Source organism: Aegicerativicinus sediminis (assembly GCF_015476115.1).
GTDB classification, from domain to species: Bacteria; Bacteroidota; Bacteroidia; order Flavobacteriales; family Flavobacteriaceae; genus Aegicerativicinus; species Aegicerativicinus sediminis.
Window position 1 is genome coordinate 1,009,078 of the sequence record NZ_CP064295.1, and the last position, 19,145, is coordinate 1,028,222.

At 35.0% G+C, this 19,145-nt stretch carries 21 protein-coding genes and 1 tRNA gene; 8 read left to right on the forward strand and 14 right to left on the reverse strand.

The window, feature by feature from the left end; all coding sequences use genetic code 11:
- Positions 1–2: 2 nt before the first annotated feature.
- A complete protein-coding gene (locus ISU00_RS04480) occupies positions 3–1,448 on the reverse strand; it encodes a glycosyltransferase (protein ID WP_228852846.1) in 1,446 nt (481 codons plus the stop codon).
- A gap of 318 nt (positions 1,449–1,766) precedes the next feature.
- Between ISU00_RS04480 and ISU00_RS04485 the strand changes: the two genes are divergently transcribed.
- Both ISU00_RS04485 and ISU00_RS04490 read left to right on the forward strand, forming a co-directional pair.
- On the forward strand, positions 1,767–3,068 hold the full coding sequence (locus ISU00_RS04485; RefSeq protein ID WP_228852847.1) for a phenylacetate--CoA ligase family protein: 1,302 nt from the start codon (positions 1,767–1,769) through the stop codon (positions 3,066–3,068).
- Between the two features lie 47 nt (positions 3,069–3,115).
- Positions 3,116–3,259, forward strand: coding sequence for a hypothetical protein (locus ISU00_RS04490; protein WP_228852848.1), 144 nt, complete (start codon positions 3,116–3,118; stop codon positions 3,257–3,259).
- 17 nt (positions 3,260–3,276) lie between these two features.
- Here the strand turns inward: ISU00_RS04490 and arsB are convergent, their stop codons facing one another.
- The 4 genes from arsB to ISU00_RS04510 all read right to left on the reverse strand — a co-directional run bounded on the left by arsB (position 3,277) and on the right by ISU00_RS04510 (position 6,069).
- Positions 3,277–4,332: an ACR3 family arsenite efflux transporter gene (gene arsB, locus ISU00_RS04495; protein ID WP_228852849.1), complete on the reverse strand. Its 1,056-nt coding sequence runs from the start codon at positions 4,330–4,332 to the stop codon at positions 3,277–3,279.
- 5 nt (positions 4,333–4,337) lie between these two features.
- Positions 4,338–4,949, reverse strand: a complete 612-nt coding sequence (locus tag ISU00_RS04500) for a low molecular weight phosphatase family protein (protein WP_228852850.1) — start codon at positions 4,947–4,949, stop codon at positions 4,338–4,340.
- 39 nt (positions 4,950–4,988) lie between these two features.
- Positions 4,989–5,321: an ArsR/SmtB family transcription factor gene (locus ISU00_RS04505; RefSeq protein ID WP_228852851.1), complete on the reverse strand. Its 333-nt coding sequence runs from the start codon at positions 5,319–5,321 to the stop codon at positions 4,989–4,991.
- A 103-nt stretch (positions 5,322–5,424) separates the two neighbouring features.
- Positions 5,425–6,069: a heavy metal-binding domain-containing protein gene (locus tag ISU00_RS04510; RefSeq protein ID WP_228852852.1), complete on the reverse strand. Its 645-nt coding sequence runs from the start codon at positions 6,067–6,069 to the stop codon at positions 5,425–5,427.
- 318 nt (positions 6,070–6,387) lie between these two features.
- On the opposite strand from ISU00_RS04510, the gene ISU00_RS04515 reads away from it, so the two are divergent.
- Both ISU00_RS04515 and ISU00_RS04520 read left to right on the forward strand, forming a co-directional pair.
- Complete coding sequence (locus ISU00_RS04515; RefSeq protein ID WP_228852853.1) at positions 6,388–6,948, forward strand: helix-turn-helix domain-containing protein; 561 nt, start codon at positions 6,388–6,390, stop codon at positions 6,946–6,948.
- Between the two features lie 119 nt (positions 6,949–7,067).
- The gene (locus ISU00_RS04520) at positions 7,068–8,063 is read left to right on the forward strand and encodes a hypothetical protein (RefSeq protein WP_228852854.1); all 996 of its coding nucleotides are present in this window, start codon (positions 7,068–7,070) and stop codon (positions 8,061–8,063) included.
- A gap of 298 nt (positions 8,064–8,361) precedes the next feature.
- Here the strand turns inward: ISU00_RS04520 and ISU00_RS04525 are convergent, their stop codons facing one another.
- From ISU00_RS04525 to ISU00_RS04555, 7 genes are all read right to left on the reverse strand, one after another.
- A complete protein-coding gene (locus ISU00_RS04525) occupies positions 8,362–9,264 on the reverse strand; it encodes a hypothetical protein (RefSeq protein WP_228852855.1) in 903 nt (300 codons plus the stop codon).
- A 34-nt stretch (positions 9,265–9,298) separates the two neighbouring features.
- Positions 9,299–10,030, reverse strand: coding sequence for a DUF6090 family protein (locus tag ISU00_RS04530; protein ID WP_317174343.1), 732 nt, complete (start codon positions 10,028–10,030; stop codon positions 9,299–9,301).
- Between the two features lie 201 nt (positions 10,031–10,231).
- Positions 10,232–11,218 (reverse strand): hypothetical protein, encoded by a 987-nt coding sequence (locus tag ISU00_RS04535; RefSeq protein WP_228852857.1) that lies wholly within the window; start codon positions 11,216–11,218, stop codon positions 10,232–10,234.
- Positions 11,219–11,396: 178 nt separating this feature from the next.
- On the reverse strand, positions 11,397–11,837 hold the full coding sequence (locus ISU00_RS04540; protein ID WP_228852858.1) for a hypothetical protein: 441 nt from the start codon (positions 11,835–11,837) through the stop codon (positions 11,397–11,399).
- A gap of 155 nt (positions 11,838–11,992) precedes the next feature.
- Positions 11,993–12,244, reverse strand: a complete 252-nt coding sequence (locus ISU00_RS04545) for a hypothetical protein (protein ID WP_228852859.1) — start codon at positions 12,242–12,244, stop codon at positions 11,993–11,995.
- 342 nt (positions 12,245–12,586) lie between these two features.
- Positions 12,587–12,660: transfer RNA gene (locus ISU00_RS04550), tRNA-Ala, on the reverse strand.
- Positions 12,661–13,458: a universal stress protein gene (locus ISU00_RS04555; RefSeq protein WP_228852860.1), complete on the reverse strand. Its 798-nt coding sequence runs from the start codon at positions 13,456–13,458 to the stop codon at positions 12,661–12,663. It abuts the tRNA gene before it with no gap.
- Between the two features lie 49 nt (positions 13,459–13,507).
- Between ISU00_RS04555 and ISU00_RS04560 the strand changes: the two genes are divergently transcribed.
- Positions 13,508–14,008 (forward strand): GNAT family N-acetyltransferase, encoded by a 501-nt coding sequence (locus ISU00_RS04560; protein ID WP_228852861.1) that lies wholly within the window; start codon positions 13,508–13,510, stop codon positions 14,006–14,008.
- Entirely contained in the window at positions 14,005–15,342 is a 1,338-nt protein-coding gene (locus ISU00_RS04565) for an MATE family efflux transporter (protein ID WP_228852862.1), read from the forward strand. Before ISU00_RS04560 ends, ISU00_RS04565 begins: the two co-directional genes overlap by 4 nt.
- Positions 15,343–15,446: 104 nt before the next feature.
- Here ISU00_RS04565 and ISU00_RS04570 read toward each other — a convergent pair whose 3' ends face one another.
- The gene (locus ISU00_RS04570; protein WP_228852863.1) at positions 15,447–16,094 is read right to left on the reverse strand and encodes a 2OG-Fe(II) oxygenase; all 648 of its coding nucleotides are present in this window, start codon (positions 16,092–16,094) and stop codon (positions 15,447–15,449) included.
- An 84-nt stretch (positions 16,095–16,178) separates the two neighbouring features.
- Here ISU00_RS04570 and ISU00_RS04575 point away from each other — a divergent pair, with 84 nt between their 5' ends.
- Complete coding sequence (locus ISU00_RS04575) at positions 16,179–16,631, forward strand: 6-pyruvoyl trahydropterin synthase family protein (protein WP_228852864.1); 453 nt, start codon at positions 16,179–16,181, stop codon at positions 16,629–16,631.
- A gap of 9 nt (positions 16,632–16,640) precedes the next feature.
- Positions 16,641–17,429 carry a UDP-2,3-diacylglucosamine diphosphatase gene (locus ISU00_RS04580; protein WP_394368528.1) on the forward strand — a complete coding sequence of 263 codons (789 nt, stop codon included), beginning with the start codon at positions 16,641–16,643 and terminating at the stop codon, positions 17,427–17,429.
- A gap of 26 nt (positions 17,430–17,455) precedes the next feature.
- Here the strand turns inward: ISU00_RS04580 and ISU00_RS04585 are convergent, their stop codons facing one another.
- Positions 17,456–19,138 (reverse strand): beta-N-acetylhexosaminidase, encoded by a 1,683-nt coding sequence (locus ISU00_RS04585; RefSeq protein ID WP_228852865.1) that lies wholly within the window; start codon positions 19,136–19,138, stop codon positions 17,456–17,458.
- Positions 19,139–19,145: the final 7 nt, after the last annotated feature.

Sequence of the window (19,145 nt, forward strand, 5' to 3'; positions counted from 1 at the left end):
AATTATTTCTTTTGGGAAAGCTCTCGTGTTAACCAACCGCTTCTACTTGCAGTTGCAATGGCATAAGGTGTAATCCAAAACAATCCGAAAGTGTACAAAATACTATAAGAGTATGCCCAAAAAGATTCAGAAATCTTATTATAACGTTTCGCATAAAACAACACTGGGAAACTAGATAGTATAAGAATACTTACCAAAGTTGAACTTAAAAACAGAATGGGATGTGTTGCAATAAAAACGAACATAAATAGTATTAGGGGATAAGACATTATAATCTTTAAAGATTGGCTGATAAATAATAATCGTGGCCCAAATTTGTTTCCTTGCCTAAAATCGGTAAAGACATATTTAGACATCTCAATATTTTCACGCACATTACTTCTACCCCATCGGATAAACATTTTGTAAAGCCCCTTATATCGTTCTGGAACATTTGTGAAAGCATAAGCATTACGCTGAAAAAGCACGTGATATCCTTGTTTCAAAATCATATTTGTCATAGCCCTATCTTCACCAATATCCGATGGTTTACCCATAAATGTTTGGTTTATCCATGCATCCAAACAACCAAATACTGCTGTTTTACGATAAGCGGCTAAAGCACCTGGGGTACATAAAACCGATTTGAACTTACTTTCAGCAGAACGAACAAATTCAAAGCTTAAGGTGAAACTTACATCTAACATCTTAGGCAATAGAGCTTTTTTATTGTTCAAAACTCTAATATTACCAGCAACAGCTCCACAATTTTCATTGGTAACGAAAGGGCTCACCAAATTTCTCAATGTATCTGGATTTACAATAGAATCACTATCTACAGTAACAAATATATCTCCCGAACCCATTTTAAATCCACGATAAAGAGCGTGTCTTTTTCCTTTATTTTTTGGTTGTTGAAAGATAGCTAGGCGTTCACCTAAAACCTCTTTAGCCTCTTTCATCCAATACCAAGTGTTGTCTTTACTACCATCATCGATCGATAACAATTGAAGTTTTTGTTTAGGAAAATCACTTTTTGCCAAGCTCATTAAAGTATCATAAACTTGTTTGCCTTCATTATACGCCGGAACTATAACCGTAACTGTTGGCAATTCCTCATCACTAACAGATTTTATGGAACGGTAACGAGCGTAGAGATATAGGTTATATAAAAACATGCCACCCTTAAAAAGCAAAAGTCCAATACCTAAACCTAAAAACGAAAGTCCCCAAACCGAATTTACCTTGTCTAAATGGTATTGGTCAAAATCATTTTGAAGCAAGTAAACCAAATAAACCGCCCCTAACATGAGGATAAAGGTGCTAACAAGTACGACAATACCCCAGGGATTTGCCGAAGTTTTCAGAAATTTATGTTTGGGTTTTTTGTCGCTAATTGATTTGGTATTTAAATGTTGTATTGAATCCAACTTGGATGGATTTTCAGATTTTATTGTATTTGTCTCCATATTATTTGAGGGCACAATGAATTATTAAGTCTTAGTTGTTAAGTTCTAGTTACGAGGAAGATGTGCCCTTTGGACCATTCATTTTTAAAAAATTATTGATATGATCCTTATTTTGGCAAAAGCCTAACATCTTTTAAAATTAATTAACAGTTAAACCTAAGATCTCCCAACATAATTACTTCTTCGATTTGATAGTAAATAGCTATAAATTCAAAACTGAGGCTTCATTATATCATTGATTTTATACTGCTGTTTAAATGGAAAAGAAGATATTTGAGGAATAAACTAAATTGAAAAACCCACATTGAATTGCACGATATGAAATCTGCAATAGAATTTAAATCACATACCGAAATTGAACATTGTCAAAATGAAGCGTTAAAAGAAGCACTTCAATATTTGAATGATTTTTCGCCTTATTACAAGGATCTGTTCCTGAAAAATGGGTTGCAAATTAACCAGTTTCAAACTATTCGAGACCTTAAAAAAATACCTACCACCAATAAGGAGGATTTACAGAAACATAATAGCCAATTTTTATGTGTTCCTAAATCAGAGATTACAGATTATGTAACAACTTCTGGAACTCTAGGTTCACCAGTTACCTTTGCACTGACCGACTCAGATTTGGATCGTTTAGCTTATAATGAGGCTATTTCACTTGCATGTTCTGGAATCGTTAAGGGAGATGTCATACAATTGATGACCACCATGGACCGGAGGTTTATGGCTGGTTTAGCTTATTTCCTAGGTATTAGAAAACTAGGGGCCAGTATTGTACGTGTTGGTTCTGGTGTCCCTGAATTACAATGGGATTCTATCAATAAATTTCAGCCTAAATACCTTATTTGTGTTCCTTCATTTCTATTGAAAATGATTGAATTTGCCCAGTCACATAATTTCAATCCAAACAATAGCAGTGTTCAAGGGGTAATCTGCATTGGTGAACCAATTAGGAATAAAGATCTAGGTTATAATACACTTGCGGAGAAGATTTTGAAGCACTGGAACCTTAAGTTATACTCGACTTATGCGTCTACAGAAATGGCAACGGCTTTCAATGAATGTGAGGCACAAATTGGTGGGCATTTACATCCGGAATTACTTATTGCAGAATTTCTAGACGCTAATGGTAATGAGGTGGGGGAAGGTGAAATAGGTGAATTAACCATCACTTCCTTGGGAACAAAAGGCATGCCCTTATTAAGATTTAGGACTGGGGATTTAATGAAGGCATATAAGGAACCATGCCCTTGCGGAAGAAATTCATTAAGGGTTGGACCGGTTTTGGGTCGAACCAAACAAATGATAAAATATAAAGGAACCACACTGTATCCACCAGCAATTCAAGACATATTGAACCATTACGAAGGGTTGACTTCCTATTTAATTGAAATTGGCACAAATGATATAGGCACCGATGAAATTAAAATCAAAATAGCGGTTAGTGATTCCGAATCAGGGATTTTGGAATCTATAAAGAACAGTTTTAAAGCCAAATTAAGAGTTACACCAAAAATTGAAATTTTCGACTTCGACTATATAGAAACCTTAAAATTTCAAAATGGAAGTAGAAAACCCCAGGCTGTTATCGACCACAGAAATACCCAACTTCCTTAACTTACCATCTTTTCATTATTTTGTAACTTATCCCTAAATCTAGAATAATGAAAACTGCGATCGCTATTTTATTGATTGTCTTAGGCGTATGGTTAATCTATTTATCCATTGTAGCTACCATTTTACCTCCAGCCCTTACAGGAATAGGCTTTTTAGGCATCAGCATTTTACTACTATCTAAGAAGAATTAAAACTTTGAAATATTAAATTAAGAGTGCTTTGGAATACGGTAATATTTATTTCGAAGCCAAAATGCCACTTTAACCAATAATATTAAAGCAGGCACCTCAACAAGGGGCCCGATAACACCTGTAAAAGCTTGGCCAGAATTAAGACCAAATACCGCAATAGCAACTGCTATTGCTAATTCAAAATTATTGCCTGCAGCGGTAAAAGCAATCGAAGCATTCTTATCATAGGTCGCACCTAATGCCTTGCTTACAAAAAAGCCAATGAAGAACATCAAAGCGAAATAGATTAATAATGGCACAGCAATTCGTAAAACATCCATTGGTATCTCAACAATTAGTTCTCCTTTTAAGGAAAACATAACTACAATTGTAAATAGCAAAGCAATTAAGGTCAAGGGCGATATCGCTGGTATGAATTTAGTTTTATACCAATTTTCTCCCTTCCATTTTACAAGCATAAACCTGGTTAATAGTCCTGCCAAAAAAGGTATCCCCAAATAGATTGCAACACTTTCAGCAATTGTTGCAATAGAAATATCAACAATGGCTCCTTCCATTCCGAAATAAGGAGGTAATACCGTAATAAATATCCATGCATAAAAGCTATAGGCGAATACCTGAAAAATACTATTCAATGCAACTAAGCCAGCTCCATATTCACTACTTCCTTCCGCCAAATCATTCCAAACAAGAACCATAGCAATACACCGAGCAAGACCAATTAAGATTAAACCAACCATATACTCAGGATAGTCTTGGAGAAAAATTAAGGCCAGAACAAACATCAAAATTGGACCTAGAACCCAATTTAAAAAAAGTGAAATACTCAAAATATTCGTGTCTCTAAAAACAGTAGGCAGCAACTTATAATTTACTTTAGCCAATGGTGGATACATCATCAAAATCAAGCCTATTGCTATTGGTATATTGGTACTACCCCTGCTAAATGAGTCTACGAATTTTGCGCTGTTCGGGAAAAAGTAACCAATCGCTACCCCTAAGGCCATTGCCAAGAAAATCCAAAGAGTTAAATATTGATCTAAAAAACCGAGACGTGAACCTTTCTTTGCCATTACTTCTAAATTTTTGAAAATACATAAAACATTTCCGAAGCAATCTGTAAGGAACGTTCATCATACTTCATTGCTTCTTCAGGTGCGCCATCAAATGCCTTTGGATCTTCATACCTTACAGCTATTCTCTGTTCGGTACCGGGAATAAATGGACAATTTTCATCTGCATGTGAGCAGGTCATCACTGCTGCAAATTGATCAGAATCATTAGCAGGATCACTAAAAACCTTCGAAAATGCTATTATCGGCTGTGCTCCTTCAGAATGATAAACACTGTAAATCGGATTTTCTTCGCCCTCTTTTTTAACCCTAAAGCCACTTCTTTTAATAGATTCCACTGCACGTTCATTAAAGGCGGTTACTTCAACTCCACCAGAATAACAATTTGTGGGAATTCCATAATAATCGGCGGCGGTTTGAGCCCAAATCTGAGAAAATTGACTTCGTCGAGAATTGTGGGTACAAATAAAGTTAAGGTTGACCTCTTTCTGATTTTTCAACTTAGCTTTCACATAATCTATAAGTGGTTTTAACACTTCCTTCCTCTCATCTGAGATTGTCATTAACTGAACCTCCTTAATTGTATTTTCTAATTCCGGATACATCGAAATCTTCATATCATTTTTAAATTAATTGAAACTGTTTAGATAAGTCGACTAGCAGCATTGATTCGTCGGCAGGGAGAATTGATCGAATAAGAGATTGAATTGAGTTCTAATTTCCTCCCATTTATCCGGATTGATGCAATAATTTACCTTAGATCCTTCAATTGTTCCCTTAATTATTCCGATATCCTTTAACTCTCGCAAATGTTGGCTTATGGTTGCCTGCGCCAATCCCACCTCCTGTACCAAATCTCCATTTATACAAGCATCAGATTTAAGCAAATATTGAATAATTGCCACTCGCGCAGGATGTGAAAATGCCTTGGCTGCTAAGGCTATTTCGTTTTGAACATCGGTGAATAATTCTGTTTTTGTAACTCCCATATCAAAACCTTATTAGGACATTGCAATATTACGATAGATTAGGTAATAATAGGAAAGATTTTTGCAATAAAATGGATTGAAAATTTACTCGCCTCCGAAAAGTTTAGTTTACCAGCTTTTCCAGGGGTTTAAGTTTTGCCAAAATTCGCGGGATATCTTCAATAGCAACTTTTATTCTTCGATCTAATACCTCTGTGTTTTGGAGATTTACGACGGTTCCTGCCATACACACCATTAAAATTCCTTTGCCACTTCCAATTTCAGAATAGTCTATATCGGTTCCTATGATTGCATTCCCTCCCATTTCATAAGCGGCGGATCTTAATTGAGCCAAACAAAGATCTTCCCCCTTTTTAAGTTTTGTATTATGTCTACCAGAAGAAACTCCGAATGCATCCGTAATTGAAGATGTCAATTCCGTTAAAACACCGGTACCCATTGTTGATTGCCCGGTTACAATACCAATAGTTTTATAGTCCCATCCATGAGGAGAATGGGCAGTAACTACAGGAATTTGGAAAATAGCCTTATCCAATTGTTTACGGTAGTGCGCAATCTCAGTCTTCATTTTCTCTGAAGATTCTGATAACAGGTCATTACCACATTTCTGGCAATATCCACCTATATCGTTCTGTCTATATACTTGAATAATCTTGTTTTCCTGTTTAGTAAGCAACCTATTGTTAGAAAGAATTCCGGATTTAATCGGAACGGTGCAATTGGGGCAATACAAATCTGATTCGGCCATATCGGGATATTAAAATTCCCACTTAAAATACAAAATCTAACGATGTTGTGCTAAATAATATCCTTTTCGGCATTTCTGAATGAACATAATAACTCCACTATTATGAAAAGGCTTGTAGAGTGTTGGCCCATAAAACCATTTGTATCAATTAAAATGAAATAAAATTTTTAGGTATCTAAAAATAATCGCTTTTACCGCATGGCAAAGTTTGCTTGTCAGTAAGGAAATTTTTTCTTAGTTTTTTATTTGGTGCTTTTTCATTTTCAAAGCGAAAAGTATTCAAAAAATCTAAACTATTTTTGTCCAAAGAGACTTTTGTTGAGCATTCTTAAAACCATAAGAGAACAAGAAGGGTATACCCAATCCGATTTAGCCACTAAAACAGGCTTGTCTTTACGTACTATTCAGCGACTAGAAAATACAAATAAAGTACCTAAAGGCTATACCTTAACCGCTCTAGCGGAAGAATTTAAGATGGAGCCTTCGGCCCTACAAGCTAAATATCTAAATACAAAACGTTCTCGGGATTCTGAAATTTCAACAATAAGAATGATTAATTTGTCGGTTTTGTCCTTTCTTGGGATTCCATTTGGGAATCTAATTTTCCCAATTATAATATGGAGGGACAACCGAGATTCACAATTAGTAGATGAGGTAGGGCGACGGATTGTTAATTTTCAAATTTTGTTTACATTATGCCTATCTGTATTACTCATCTTAATACCATTTACCGTTTCAAGACTATTGCCAGGTATTCCCCTGATATTGATTTTGGCGCTTCTTGCCTACCTTTTTAATATCATTGTAATCATTCGTACTGCCATAAAGATCCAACAACAGGACTTTGATTTTTTAAACCTTCCTTTTAGACTTATTTAGACCTGAAACTAAAATTGTCGCAAAAATGGCGGCATGAAAACCCGCTCTATTACTGAGATTCCTTATTTCTTTGCTTCATGAAAATTTATTAAAAATTTATTCAAAAATTTTAACTAATCATGAAAAAAATTATCGGTTACAGCGTATTAGGCCTTTTAGGTATTGTATTAATTCTTGGTATTTATGGCATCAGAAAATTCAATAACACCTATTTCAAAGAACGTCCTGCGTATTTAGAACTCAGTCATGAATCTCAACCCATGGATTTTAAATGGACTCATTCAAAAGTGGATGAAGGACACATCGAATATCAGACAGGTCTTTTAATACCAGTGCAAATCGACAGTCTTGAACACAATCTTTATATGCAATTTGATACAGGTGCACCCGATTCCTTCTTCTATGAAAAAGATCTTATTTCATTAAGAAAAATGGGTTATGATATTAAGGAGGTTAGTAAGGATGGAATTCGTTTTGTTGAATCCCTAAATTTAAATTTGGGAGGTAAACCGGTTAACTTATCAATGGTTAAAATTTACCCGAACTATGGGAATACTTTTTCGGCTGAATTTGACCCAAAAATCAATATCACCATTGGTACCATTGGCAGTGATATCCTAGTAGACCGGATTACGTCAATTGATTTTAAGAATCAAACCATACAGTTTTTTGAAGAGCGGCCAGAATGGATGCAGCAACTCAATGGATTCAAAACTTTCGATTTTCCGGGACGCCGTGTGATGCTACCCGCTACTGTTGATGGAAAACAGTACGAGTTTTTGTATGACTCAGGATGTTCGGCCTTTGGTTTAATTACTACCAAACAACGTTTTAAAAAATATACAGAGGTATCTACTCCAGTAGAAAGTTTTGGGGCTAAAAGTTGGGAGGATAAAATTTACATTAACAGTAAGTCCAGCAACTACCCACTTACCATTGGAGGAACTAAATTAACTATGAAGCGCGTTTCATGTGTTGATATGTATGCCTTCCTACAGCCTTTGGTAACCCCATTTACCCGAATTGGTGGCTGGATGGGCAACCAAGCTATAAATGAGAGTCACCTCATTCTTGACACAAAATCCAAGGAATTTTTGATCTTGACCACAATTTAGACGATTGATTTGATTGTAACCGAGCCAGATGCCTGAACCGTTCATAATTTGATATGAATATCAGGTGTCTGGTAATTGGTTAAAAGACACATTGAGAGATTTAAAGCAATATGGGAATTTTAATAAACGCCACGGTTTTCATAAAATGTTTAACAATGGCAACGCTATGACTAATGGCAAACAGTTTATCCAATTCGCGCGATAGAAACGCCTAACCAAGGTGGTGGTATTGAAGTTTAATTACCAACAACACAAACCGGGAACTAGCTATAGTCTATTTTTTCATGAGTAATTATTTCTAATTAACGGAAAAATCTAATTCATCTTCGTACTTTTTTAATTCATCAATTAAATAGTATCGATGCGTATTTCCAGTTAAAACCACAATCCTTTTATTTGGATGGCGTTTAATTTGTTTTAAGATGTTTGCCGTCATTGCTTTATTTCTGATATCCCAATATTCCATATGTAGAGGCGCAAAATCTTTATAGTCTGCTAACTCTGGTCTTGCTTTTACAATTTCTGGTACACGCTTGTAAATATAAAATTGTCTTTCCCTTATAATGCTATCCGTCTTAGCATTATTGAGATCATAAACGACTTTTGCATTCGGGCTAATTTTATAATACTCTTTATTTATCGCTGCGAACGTATCCATAAGCTCCAAATGGCTACCAGTCAGAAGATCTTGTCGGTAGGAATTGTATACTGCCCCAATCATTTTTGAAGATGTGGAAAGGTAATTATGTTTTAGATGAAAAGCATCCCTTTCTTCCCATTCGTAGCCCAAAACCATAGCTTGAGGGTGTTTGTCTAGATATTTAAGAGAAACAAAACTTTCTACCTTATTCCCTTTTTTAAAAGAACTCATAAGTTGGTTAAAGAAATCCGTTCTATTCACCATACGTTCCACGGTATTGGTATCACTTTCATATAAAATGACATCCGGGGAAATACTTTTTATGTAATTGTAGATGTCATCTCTTTTAATATTGTCCGTTTCAAAGTGAACACAACCAACGACATATACTTCAGTTTCCTTACTTAAGGAAATGTTTGTGTTTCTGTTTTCCTTGGGTTGTTCATGATCTATATAAGTGTTTAGATCAATATTGTATTTAATGATTCCTCCTACACAAATTAAAAGTGTGAGGAGCAACCATACTACTAGAATGTATTTTAGGTATTTTAATAATTTCATTTTATAGGTTTTACCTGTATCGGTTATGCTTTCGCTATTTTCTTAATTCAGCATTAATTTTTTCAATCATTTCAGATGCAATTCTCTTTTGATATTTCATTCTTTCTAATATCACCTTCATTTCTTTATGGCTATTCCAAGCATAATTCCTAAAACGCGATGACTTAATATATTCTTTAATTATATGTGAATATTCCTTTTTTTTATTTGTTACCGTTTCGAGTTTTGTGTTTTTTTCAAGGTCAATAAAATCGACATTATCATACCATTCTTTGAAAGTTTCAGGGCCAAATACTCTGTTTTTAGTTTCTTTATCCCATTCTAAATATTCTAACCAAGTATTGTATTCTCTCGTGTAATAATCATTAATATCGAGAAATATGTTGCTGAAAAATTTACTTTCTAAGAAACCGCTATTTGTGAGTTTTGAAAAGGTTGAATTATTGATTTTATAGATTCTTACGGAATGAAATGAAATATCGATGGATTTAAGAATTGAATCTACAGTTAACTTATTGAAGATATCACCATTAAATAAACTTTCGTGTATAGATAATGAGTTTTGTAACCTTTTAATCCCAGATCGAAACGTTATAGTGTCTGCAGCTAAATCCTTCTTAATGTTTTTTAAATGGGTTTTTGAGAGATTATAGGTATTCCTATTTTCGTTCCAGGTATTAATCTGTAATGCAATCAAGATTCCAATAACGACAAGAACAATCTCTCCGATTACATATTTAAAATACTTCCCGGTTTTATTTTCCATAAGCAAGTTTTGTCGAATTTTTCTGAAGAATTTTATCATTAGTTAGTGGTTGGAGATAATGAAGCACAACGTTGAGGCTATGAGTAGTTGCGTGGTTTAGCGGTTAACTTAGCAAATACATACCAAACTGAAAATCCATGAGGGTTTTCAGAAGTGGGCGAGAACAAGCAATTACTAATAGCCAGTGTTGTGGGGTTGTTTTTATTTTAATCCAAATTTTTTGTTTTTAAAGTCTATAATAATTGTACTATCCCAAAATAACGCATTCCCTGTCATCCCATCAGTACTTTCATCTATACCATAACCTGTATGATTTTCATAGGCTTCTACATTAGCAAATTTTCTCCCTGCGATTTCGAAGGTGTCTGTTATTATTCTACTGTGCACGGTATGTTTTTTGCCCCAGGAGTTAATTTCTAAACTATCAATAATAGGGTTTGTACTAAATTTATTAATGTTTTCAGAGGTGGCAATAATTGGAAACAAGCTAGAACCATTATCAAATATAATTTTATACTCGTTTGAATTCATTTTTAATGGTAAAACCGGTCTACCATTGCTATTGATCTCAATATCTATCAATCCATCTTTATATCTTCTTGGTATTTCATCAGTAATGGCAAATTTTAGATTGGGATAATCAATGATCAAAACTTTATCCTTAAATATATCAGCTCCTATAGTACCCAAGTGAATAGTATCTCCAGCAATTACACTTTCTTCTGATGCTGCTCTGTTTAGATTAGTCATCATAGAGGCTCTTTCATTAGATATGGTATAATCACCAAATTTTATTTTTGCATTCTTAAATACTTTTTTGTCGGAAGCCAACTTATTAATAGGAAATTTCATTTGGCTTACCTGCTCTGATAGTTTTTTATTTTGAAAATAAAACGAACTGAGCGGATTCTCATAAATCATAGTTCTATTGGATCCTGTATCAAATTGGAAAGTTAGGTTATTGTCAATTCCCACCATCCTGCAAGGGATAAACATTGCAGTTCTCTCAAAGTATTTTCCGTTGATGGTACGATTGGTCCATATAAAATCTGCCCAATTAATTTCTGTTTCAACTGGTATTTCAATTTTCCAATCTCCCAAACTTGATTTATAAGCATAATAGGCATAAAGACTGAATAGGATGTATACAGTTATGACTGCAATTAGAATCTTATATCTTTTTTTCATGTTAAATTTCGGATTTTTAACTATTCGATCAATAACCTACAACGGTTTGTATAACGTAGCGTTGCGTTGGTTGAAACTAAGATAGTAAAATGAGGGAACTTTGGTTGGAGAGTGGATTCCGAATGGAATTCACGAAGCAATGGGCGTTATACGGTGTTGTAGCACGTTTATTTTGTTTTTATATCATATGATAAGCCATGTAACTAGCAACATACAAGCCCAAGATTGCTGGAGGAACTGCTAAAGCTAGTTTTAACCATTTATTTAAATCCGAGTTTTTACTTTTCCAGGCCAGAAAAACTGTCGAAATACCAAGTAATATTGGGGGAATAATTTCAATTAATTCAGGTTTATAGCCATTTTCTAAGAAATATTCAATAAGTAAATGGACGGGCCAAGTTATGTACATCACAACAAAGGCAATTGTTAATAATAAAGCTCCTGTTTTCGGTTTGAAAAAGTGAAACCAACTTAAAAATCCAAAAATCAAGATTGCAAATGCAACACTAATTAATGGATTAGCGGAATTTAAACCAGCGGAACCGGTCATATATGCGGCAAAAAGCAGATATACAAATCCGCCAAGAAACAATGAAGATATGTAGGTTAAGATTTTCATTTTTTAATGTGCTACAACGGTTAGGCTATGATTCCGTTACGAGGAAAATCAGAATGATTTTCAGAGTAGGAATCAAGCCGGTTAAAGTTAATGGTTTTTGGTGTAGCACTTTGCAAGCAATGAATTATAGCCAGTGTTGGCAGCAGTTAATTTTTTCAGTCCATATAATTATTGGTCATTTTCTTGAAGTATGGTTTAAGAATATTTCTCAAAACAATGACAACGATAATAATAGTCCAAACCTTAATCATTCCAGTTTGGCTTATATTTTCATCTTTCATTCCATTTAGGAAATATAAAATTGTAATTATGCCTACGACAATTGCTAATAGTACGGCAATTCCATAAATAAATTGGATTAGCTTCCAAACTGACCAATAAAGAACTTCTTTATCTAATTTGTCCAATTTTATTTTGTTTTAATTGATGCCAACGTATGGATAAACGCACAATTGCGTTTATTTCTTTTATGTCGTCAAGACAAATCTAATGGATTTAGGATTGATTTGAAACTGGAAGTTGCCATTTGTAGAATGGTATAGTGTTTAAACTAAATGTGGCATAAAATTTTCCAATCGTACAATTATAAAAAAGGGATTAGCGCGAACAGCAATTAACTTATACCAAGTTGCTTTTTTAAGAGGAGTCAAAAAAAATAAAAAAACAAGCAGGAATGGGCAAATAATGTTCCAAATAATAAATAAAAAACCTTAACATATTGCATTTCAATAGTTAAGGTTTCATTTATGTGGAGCATATCGGAGTCGAACCGATGACCTCTACGCTGCCAGCGTAGCGCTCTAGCCAGCTGAGCTAATGCCCCTTATCGCAATCCACTCAACACCAAAACCGGCATTGATGAGGAATGAAAATCCTTTTTAAGGATGGTATTCTTTTCCCAAAGTTTAGTAAAGAATCCTCTTTTCCTCCTTACCACACACAATAGGTCGGGTTGAATCTCTCTATGATACTCAAGTACCGCCTGAAATGTGGTAGGAATTTCAACCTTTGTAGTGTCAGAAACCATTGCCTTCCAATCATCATTTAGGTCAAAATCTCCCTCTTCATAGTAGGACGTTTTTACCAATAACATGGACACTACCGCGCTAAACTTTTTCTGAATCTGTTGAAGCGGAGTAAGCACACCTTCTTTGGTAATGGTTGCCCTTTTCAAGGCCACTAAAATAGTATTAATAGGTTTAAATGTAAAGTTTTCAGGAACAATTAATAATGGTATATCTGTTTGCTTTACAATTTTTCCTGAGGTTGGTCCGAGGTATAGATGTTCCTTTACAGAATTGGTGCGAGGTTCTAAAATCATAAGATCAATCTCCCACGTTTTGCAGATTAATTCTAAGGTATCAACCAGTTTTCCTTTAAAGGATTTTATAATAATGTCTACCCCTTTATTGTCGACCTTGGCAACATGTTCTTTTAGAAAGTTTAGACTCTCGCGTTCAAGTATTGGCCCGACCTTTTTTATGGTACCGGCTTTGGTGTAAACATTATATATTTGCACCACATAGACCTTGGCTCCAAACATAGCAGCAAAATCCACTGCATACTGTAAATGATTTACTGCATTTTTTGATGAACCAACCGGAACTAAAATACTTTTCATGAAGGATTTACTTCGAACTTATTAATGTGCTGCAAAAATACATATTAAAATGATTCGCAAAGGAAGTTACAATGATTTAAATGATATAGTGGACCTAGTTACCGCTTGCCGAATTAAAATGGAAGAGCAGAATATTTACCAATGGAATCATACCTATCCCCTTGCAAAAGATTTTGAAAAGGACATCAGTAAAGGAGAACTAATTGTAAAAGAAAGCGGCGGGGAAGTTATCGGCTGTGTTGTACTCTCTTTGGAAATGGACGAGTTTTATAAAAACGTGAGTTGGAAAGACAGTAACCATAAAGCCCTTTATGTTCACCGACTCGCGGTTCTGCCTAAATTTCAAGGACAAGGCATAGCCAGGGAATTGATGGACTTTGCAGAAGATTATGCTTTAAAAAATAACATTCAATCTGTTAGACTTGACACATTTTCCCAAAACACAAGGAATCAGAAATTTTATTTAAACAGGGGGTATAAACAATTAGAATCGATTTATTTTCCTCACCAAAGTGAATTTCCTTTTTATTGTTATGAATTGGTTCTATGAAATCAGAGTTGTCCTTTAAAGCAATAAACAAGTTGGCAATACCTGCTCTCATATCCGGAATTTCAGAACCTATTCTATCACTAACAGATACAGCAATTATCGGGAATATAGATACCAATGCCACAGAATCCCTTGCAGCTGTTGGTATAGTCGGCACATTCCTATCAATGCTTATCTGGGTATTTGGTCAAACCCGTAGTGCCATTTCATCTATAATATCGCAACACTTAGGAGCAGGGAAACTTGAAAGGGTGGAAAATTTGCCAGCCCAAGCAATTCTAATAATAACTTCACTCAGCTTTTTAATAATTCTAATTACCTATCCGTTTGCGCAGGAGATATTCAAATTGTACAATGCTGACAATCTAATTCTGGAATATTCAATAGACTACTATAGAATTAGGGTATTCGGATTACCATTTACGCTGTTCACCATTACTGTTTTTGGTGCCTTTAGGGGATTGCAAAACACCTTCCACCCAATGATTATTGCAATTGTGGGTGCCTTAACAAACGTGATTTTAGATTTTATTTTGGTGTTTGGCCTATCAGACCTTATCCCTGCATTAGGTTTAAAAGGTGCTGCATACGCTAGTGTTGCTGCACAAGTACTAATGGCTATTATTTCTGCCATTTACATTGTACGAAAAACCTCTATCCCGTTGATGGTAAAATTACCATGGAATGAAAAAATTCCTGATTTCCTTTTAATGATTGCTAATCTATTCGTACGAACTGTTGCACTAAATGTTACCTTATATTTTGCAAGTTCTTTTGCGACTAAATATGGGAAAGAATACATTGCCGCATACACAATTGCAATTAATTTGTGGTTTTTTGGGGCATTCTTAATCGATGGTTTTGCAAGCGCTGGTAATATTATGTCCGGAAAACTTTTAGGTGCAAAACGTTATAAGGAAATGATTTTGCTAAGTAACCGTTTGATTATTTATGGCATTATTGCGGGGGCTATACTTTCAATATCTGGGTTAATCCTTTATAATGAAATTCCCACAATTTTTACCCAAGATCAATCAGTAATTCAACAATTTAAGAATGTCTTTTGGCTAGTGCTGCTAATGCAACCCTTTTGTGCCGTTGCATTTATTTTTGACGGTATTTTCAAAGGTTTAGGCAAAATGAAATATCTTAGAAATCTCCTTCTGATTTCAACATTTCTTGTTTTTCTACCTATCCTTCTTTTATTGGACCATTGGCAATTACAACTGAAGGCAATTTTTGTTGCAATTACATTTTGGGTAATCGCAAGGGGAATTCCATTGGTTATTAAATTTAGAAGTCTTTATTTACCTTTGGCAAAATCACAACCTTAAACTTATGGAGTTCTCAGAATTTCTTGGCGGCAACGGACTATTCTTAATATTAGGAATAGTATTAATAATTATTTATTTCTACAATCGTTATAAACGCCGTTAGCCTATCTCGTTTTTAACCATCCTGTTATACTCAAGCGTTTGTCACTGATTACAGGGCGTACTTCATGTTCAATTTCTTGACTTTTAAAAATCACCATCCTGCCAGGCAATGGGAGAACTGATTTCTCGTATTCAACACCTTCTTTATTTTGAAGATAAAGCACCAATTCACCACCATTTTCCTTTTGCCAAGATTCATCGTTAAGATAACAAACGACCGATAGTTTTCTTCTATCGTCATTTACAAAAGTATCAATGTGCCTTTTGTAAAAAGTTCCTGGAGGATAGAGAGCATAATGAAATTCCTTTTGAAGAATCCCCAGGAAACAGGTCTTGTTAAGATATGTAGTTAGATCGTTTATTTTGCTATAGAATAATTTTCCGGCTTCAGACAACTCCTGCTCATCCATCCAAAGAATAAAATCACCCCTAATCGATTTTGCAATAGTCTCATTTACAAAATTTCCTATAGCAGCTTTCTTAAATGCATCTTCTTCAAATTTTTGAACGAGGGTCTTTCTCAATTGTTCAACCTCGTATGCATCGAAAAAATTATCAATTATAGAATATCCATTAGAACCGAGATCGCCAATGATCTTCTCGTACAGTGGATTCAGTTCAAAGTCCAGCTGCTCAAACAATTCCTCCATTCAGAAATTAAAAAAGTGCGCTAAAGTAATTGAAAAAACAATTGCTTTTACAAAATCAATACCTTTGTGGTGAAAATTTTGAAGATGAGTAGAATAAGGATTACCAAGCAATTTTCGTTCGAGACAGGACACGCTCTATATGGGTATGATGGAAAATGCAGAAATGTTCATGGCCACAGTTATAAACTTTCCGTAACGGTCATAGGCAATCCCAATAAAGACAGTGGTCATGTCAAATATGGCATGGTCATAGATTTTACAGATTTAAAAAAACTTGTAAAAGAGGAGATTGTTGATATTTTCGACCACGCCACAGTATTCAATAAAAATACACCCCATATTGAGCTTGCGAAGGAGCTTGGAGACCGGGGACACAATATCCTTTTGGTGGATTACCAACCTACAAGCGAAATGATGATTATTGATTTCGCTGAAAAAATTAAACGACGCTTACCACAACACATTAAGCTTCACTCCCTAAAATTGCAAGAAACAGATACATCTTATGCCGAGTGGTTTGCCTCAGATAATTCTTAGAATTTATTGATGAATACAATTAAACACGAAATTATTAGATTGGCTGAGGGCAAGAAAGTGTATTTCGCTTCAGACAATCATTTGGGCGCACCAAACAAAGAAGAAAGTGCCAAACGAGAGCGTGTTTTTGTATCATGGTTAGACGAAATTAAAGCTGATGCTCAAGTAATATTCCTGTTAGGTGATTTATTCGACTTTTGGTTTGAATATCAAAAAGTTGTTCCTAAAGGCTTCACTAGAACTCTTGGCAAGTTAGCGGAACTATCAGATAATGGCATCGAGATATATTACTTTGTTGGCAATCACGATTTATGGATGAATGGTTATTTTGAAGAAGAACTGGGAATTACGGTTTTCCATTCACCCCAAGATTTTCAAATTAATGAAACAACTTTTTTCATTGGCCATGGGGATGGTTTAGGACCTGGGGATAAAGGTTATAAGCGCATGAAAAAAGTCTTCACAAATCCACTTTCTAAATGGATGTTCCGCTGGCTACACCCTGATTTGGGAGTTAAACTAGCCCAATACCTATCAGTAAAAAACAAACTCATCTCTGGCGAGGAGGATGTGCGTTTCTTGGGAGAGGAAAATGAATGGTTGGTACAATACAGTAAGCGCAAATCTGAATCTAAAAAAAGAGACTATTTTATATTTGGTCACAGGCACCTTCCTCTTGAAATTGATATAAACCCAACTTCAAAATATATAAATCTTGGAGATTGGATTAGTTATTACACGTTTGCAGTATTCAATGGAAATAGGCTGCAACTTAAAGACTACCATAAAAAGAAATGAGGAGGTAATAACCTCCCCGCTTAAAATTAGTCTTGAAATATATGCTTGGCGTAATTCACGCCCATTTTATCATATATGGTCCTAAGATGGGACGCTCTGTTTATAAAATCTTCGTAATCTTTATTTTCTAAAGGAGACCAAACACCTTCTGCCAAAGCTGCCATTCTTGGTAAAACCATGTAAGTAAGTTGATCTTCCGTAGGAATATATTCCGTCCACAAATTCCCTTGAGCACCTAAAATATATTGATGCTTATCACTTGCCAATTCATTAGGGGATGGATTGTATGAATAAACTTTTTCAACAGGTAAGAATCCGCCTATAGAAAGTGGTTCATCTTCTTGATCCTCTTTATCCACCTGATAATAATCGAAATAACAATAACCTGTAGGCGTCATTATTACATCGTGATCTAGTTTAGCAGCTTCAATACCACCTTCTTCACCTCGCCAAGACATAACGGTTGCATTAGGAGCCAAACCTCCTTCCAAAATTTCATCCCATCCTATTATTTGTTTTCCTTTTGAATTTAAATATTTTTCAATTCGTTGAACAAAGTAACTTTGTAATTCGTGCTCATCCTTAAGACCTTCATCCTTCATGCGGTTCTGGCATTGAGGACAAATTTTCCAATGTTCTTTCGGGCATTCATCACCACCAATATGTATGTATTTTGAAGGAAATAATTCCACAACCTCATCTAAAACACCTTCCAAAAATTCAAAAGTATTCTCTTTTCCCGCACAGTATACATCACTAAACACACCCCACGATTCTTGCACAACTTTGGGTGTACCCGCGGCTTGAAGTTCTTTTCCTTTAATGGACATCAAATCATTAGGAACTACCGTAGGCTGTTCTGGGAAACAGCTCAATTCTGGATAAGCCGCAATTGCTGCGCCACTATGACCTGGCAATTCAATTTCAGGGATTACCTCAACGTGTTTTGTTTCGGCATAGGCAAGCACATCTCTTATCTCATCATGTGAATAAAAACCTCCATAAATCTCATTGGAATTCCCTTCTCCTGGATAATGCCCGATAATGGTTCCATTTCTAAAAGCAGCAACTTCGGCTAATTTTGGATATTTATTAATTTCTATTCGCCAGCCCTGATCTTCGGTAAGGTGCCAATGAAATTTGTTCATTTTGTGCAATGCGATTAAATCGATATATTTTTTAACCGCTTCAACAGGAAAAAAGTGTCGGGCAACATCTAAATGCATTCCTCGGTATGCAAATCTTGGTTGATCATCAATTTTAACCGCTGGTACATAATAACCGACATTAGAAGAGTCTTTAGGCTGAACCAATTGTTGCAAGGACTGAATTCCATAAAAGACACCAGCAGCATCTGCTCCTGCAACAGTAATATTATCAAAAGTAACATCCAATGTGTAAGCTTCAGAAACAGATAAACTATCTGATAACCCCAAATAAATATTACCTCCCTCGTCACCGGTTGATATGGAGATTGAGGCATTGGTATAACCTGACAAAACTTCTTTTAGAAAATCGGCTTCATTAGCTAAATCCTCAGAATAAGAAATTTTTATTTCGTTGTCCAGATCAAACCTGCCATCCTTCATCATCAATTCTTGTGGCTGAGGAATAATTTGATAACTAGCTTCATTGTTTTTAAATTCTTGATTTGGATTTTTACAAGCGGTAATTAAAGCAATAATTAGTAAAAAGGGTGTTAGTTTCATTTATTAT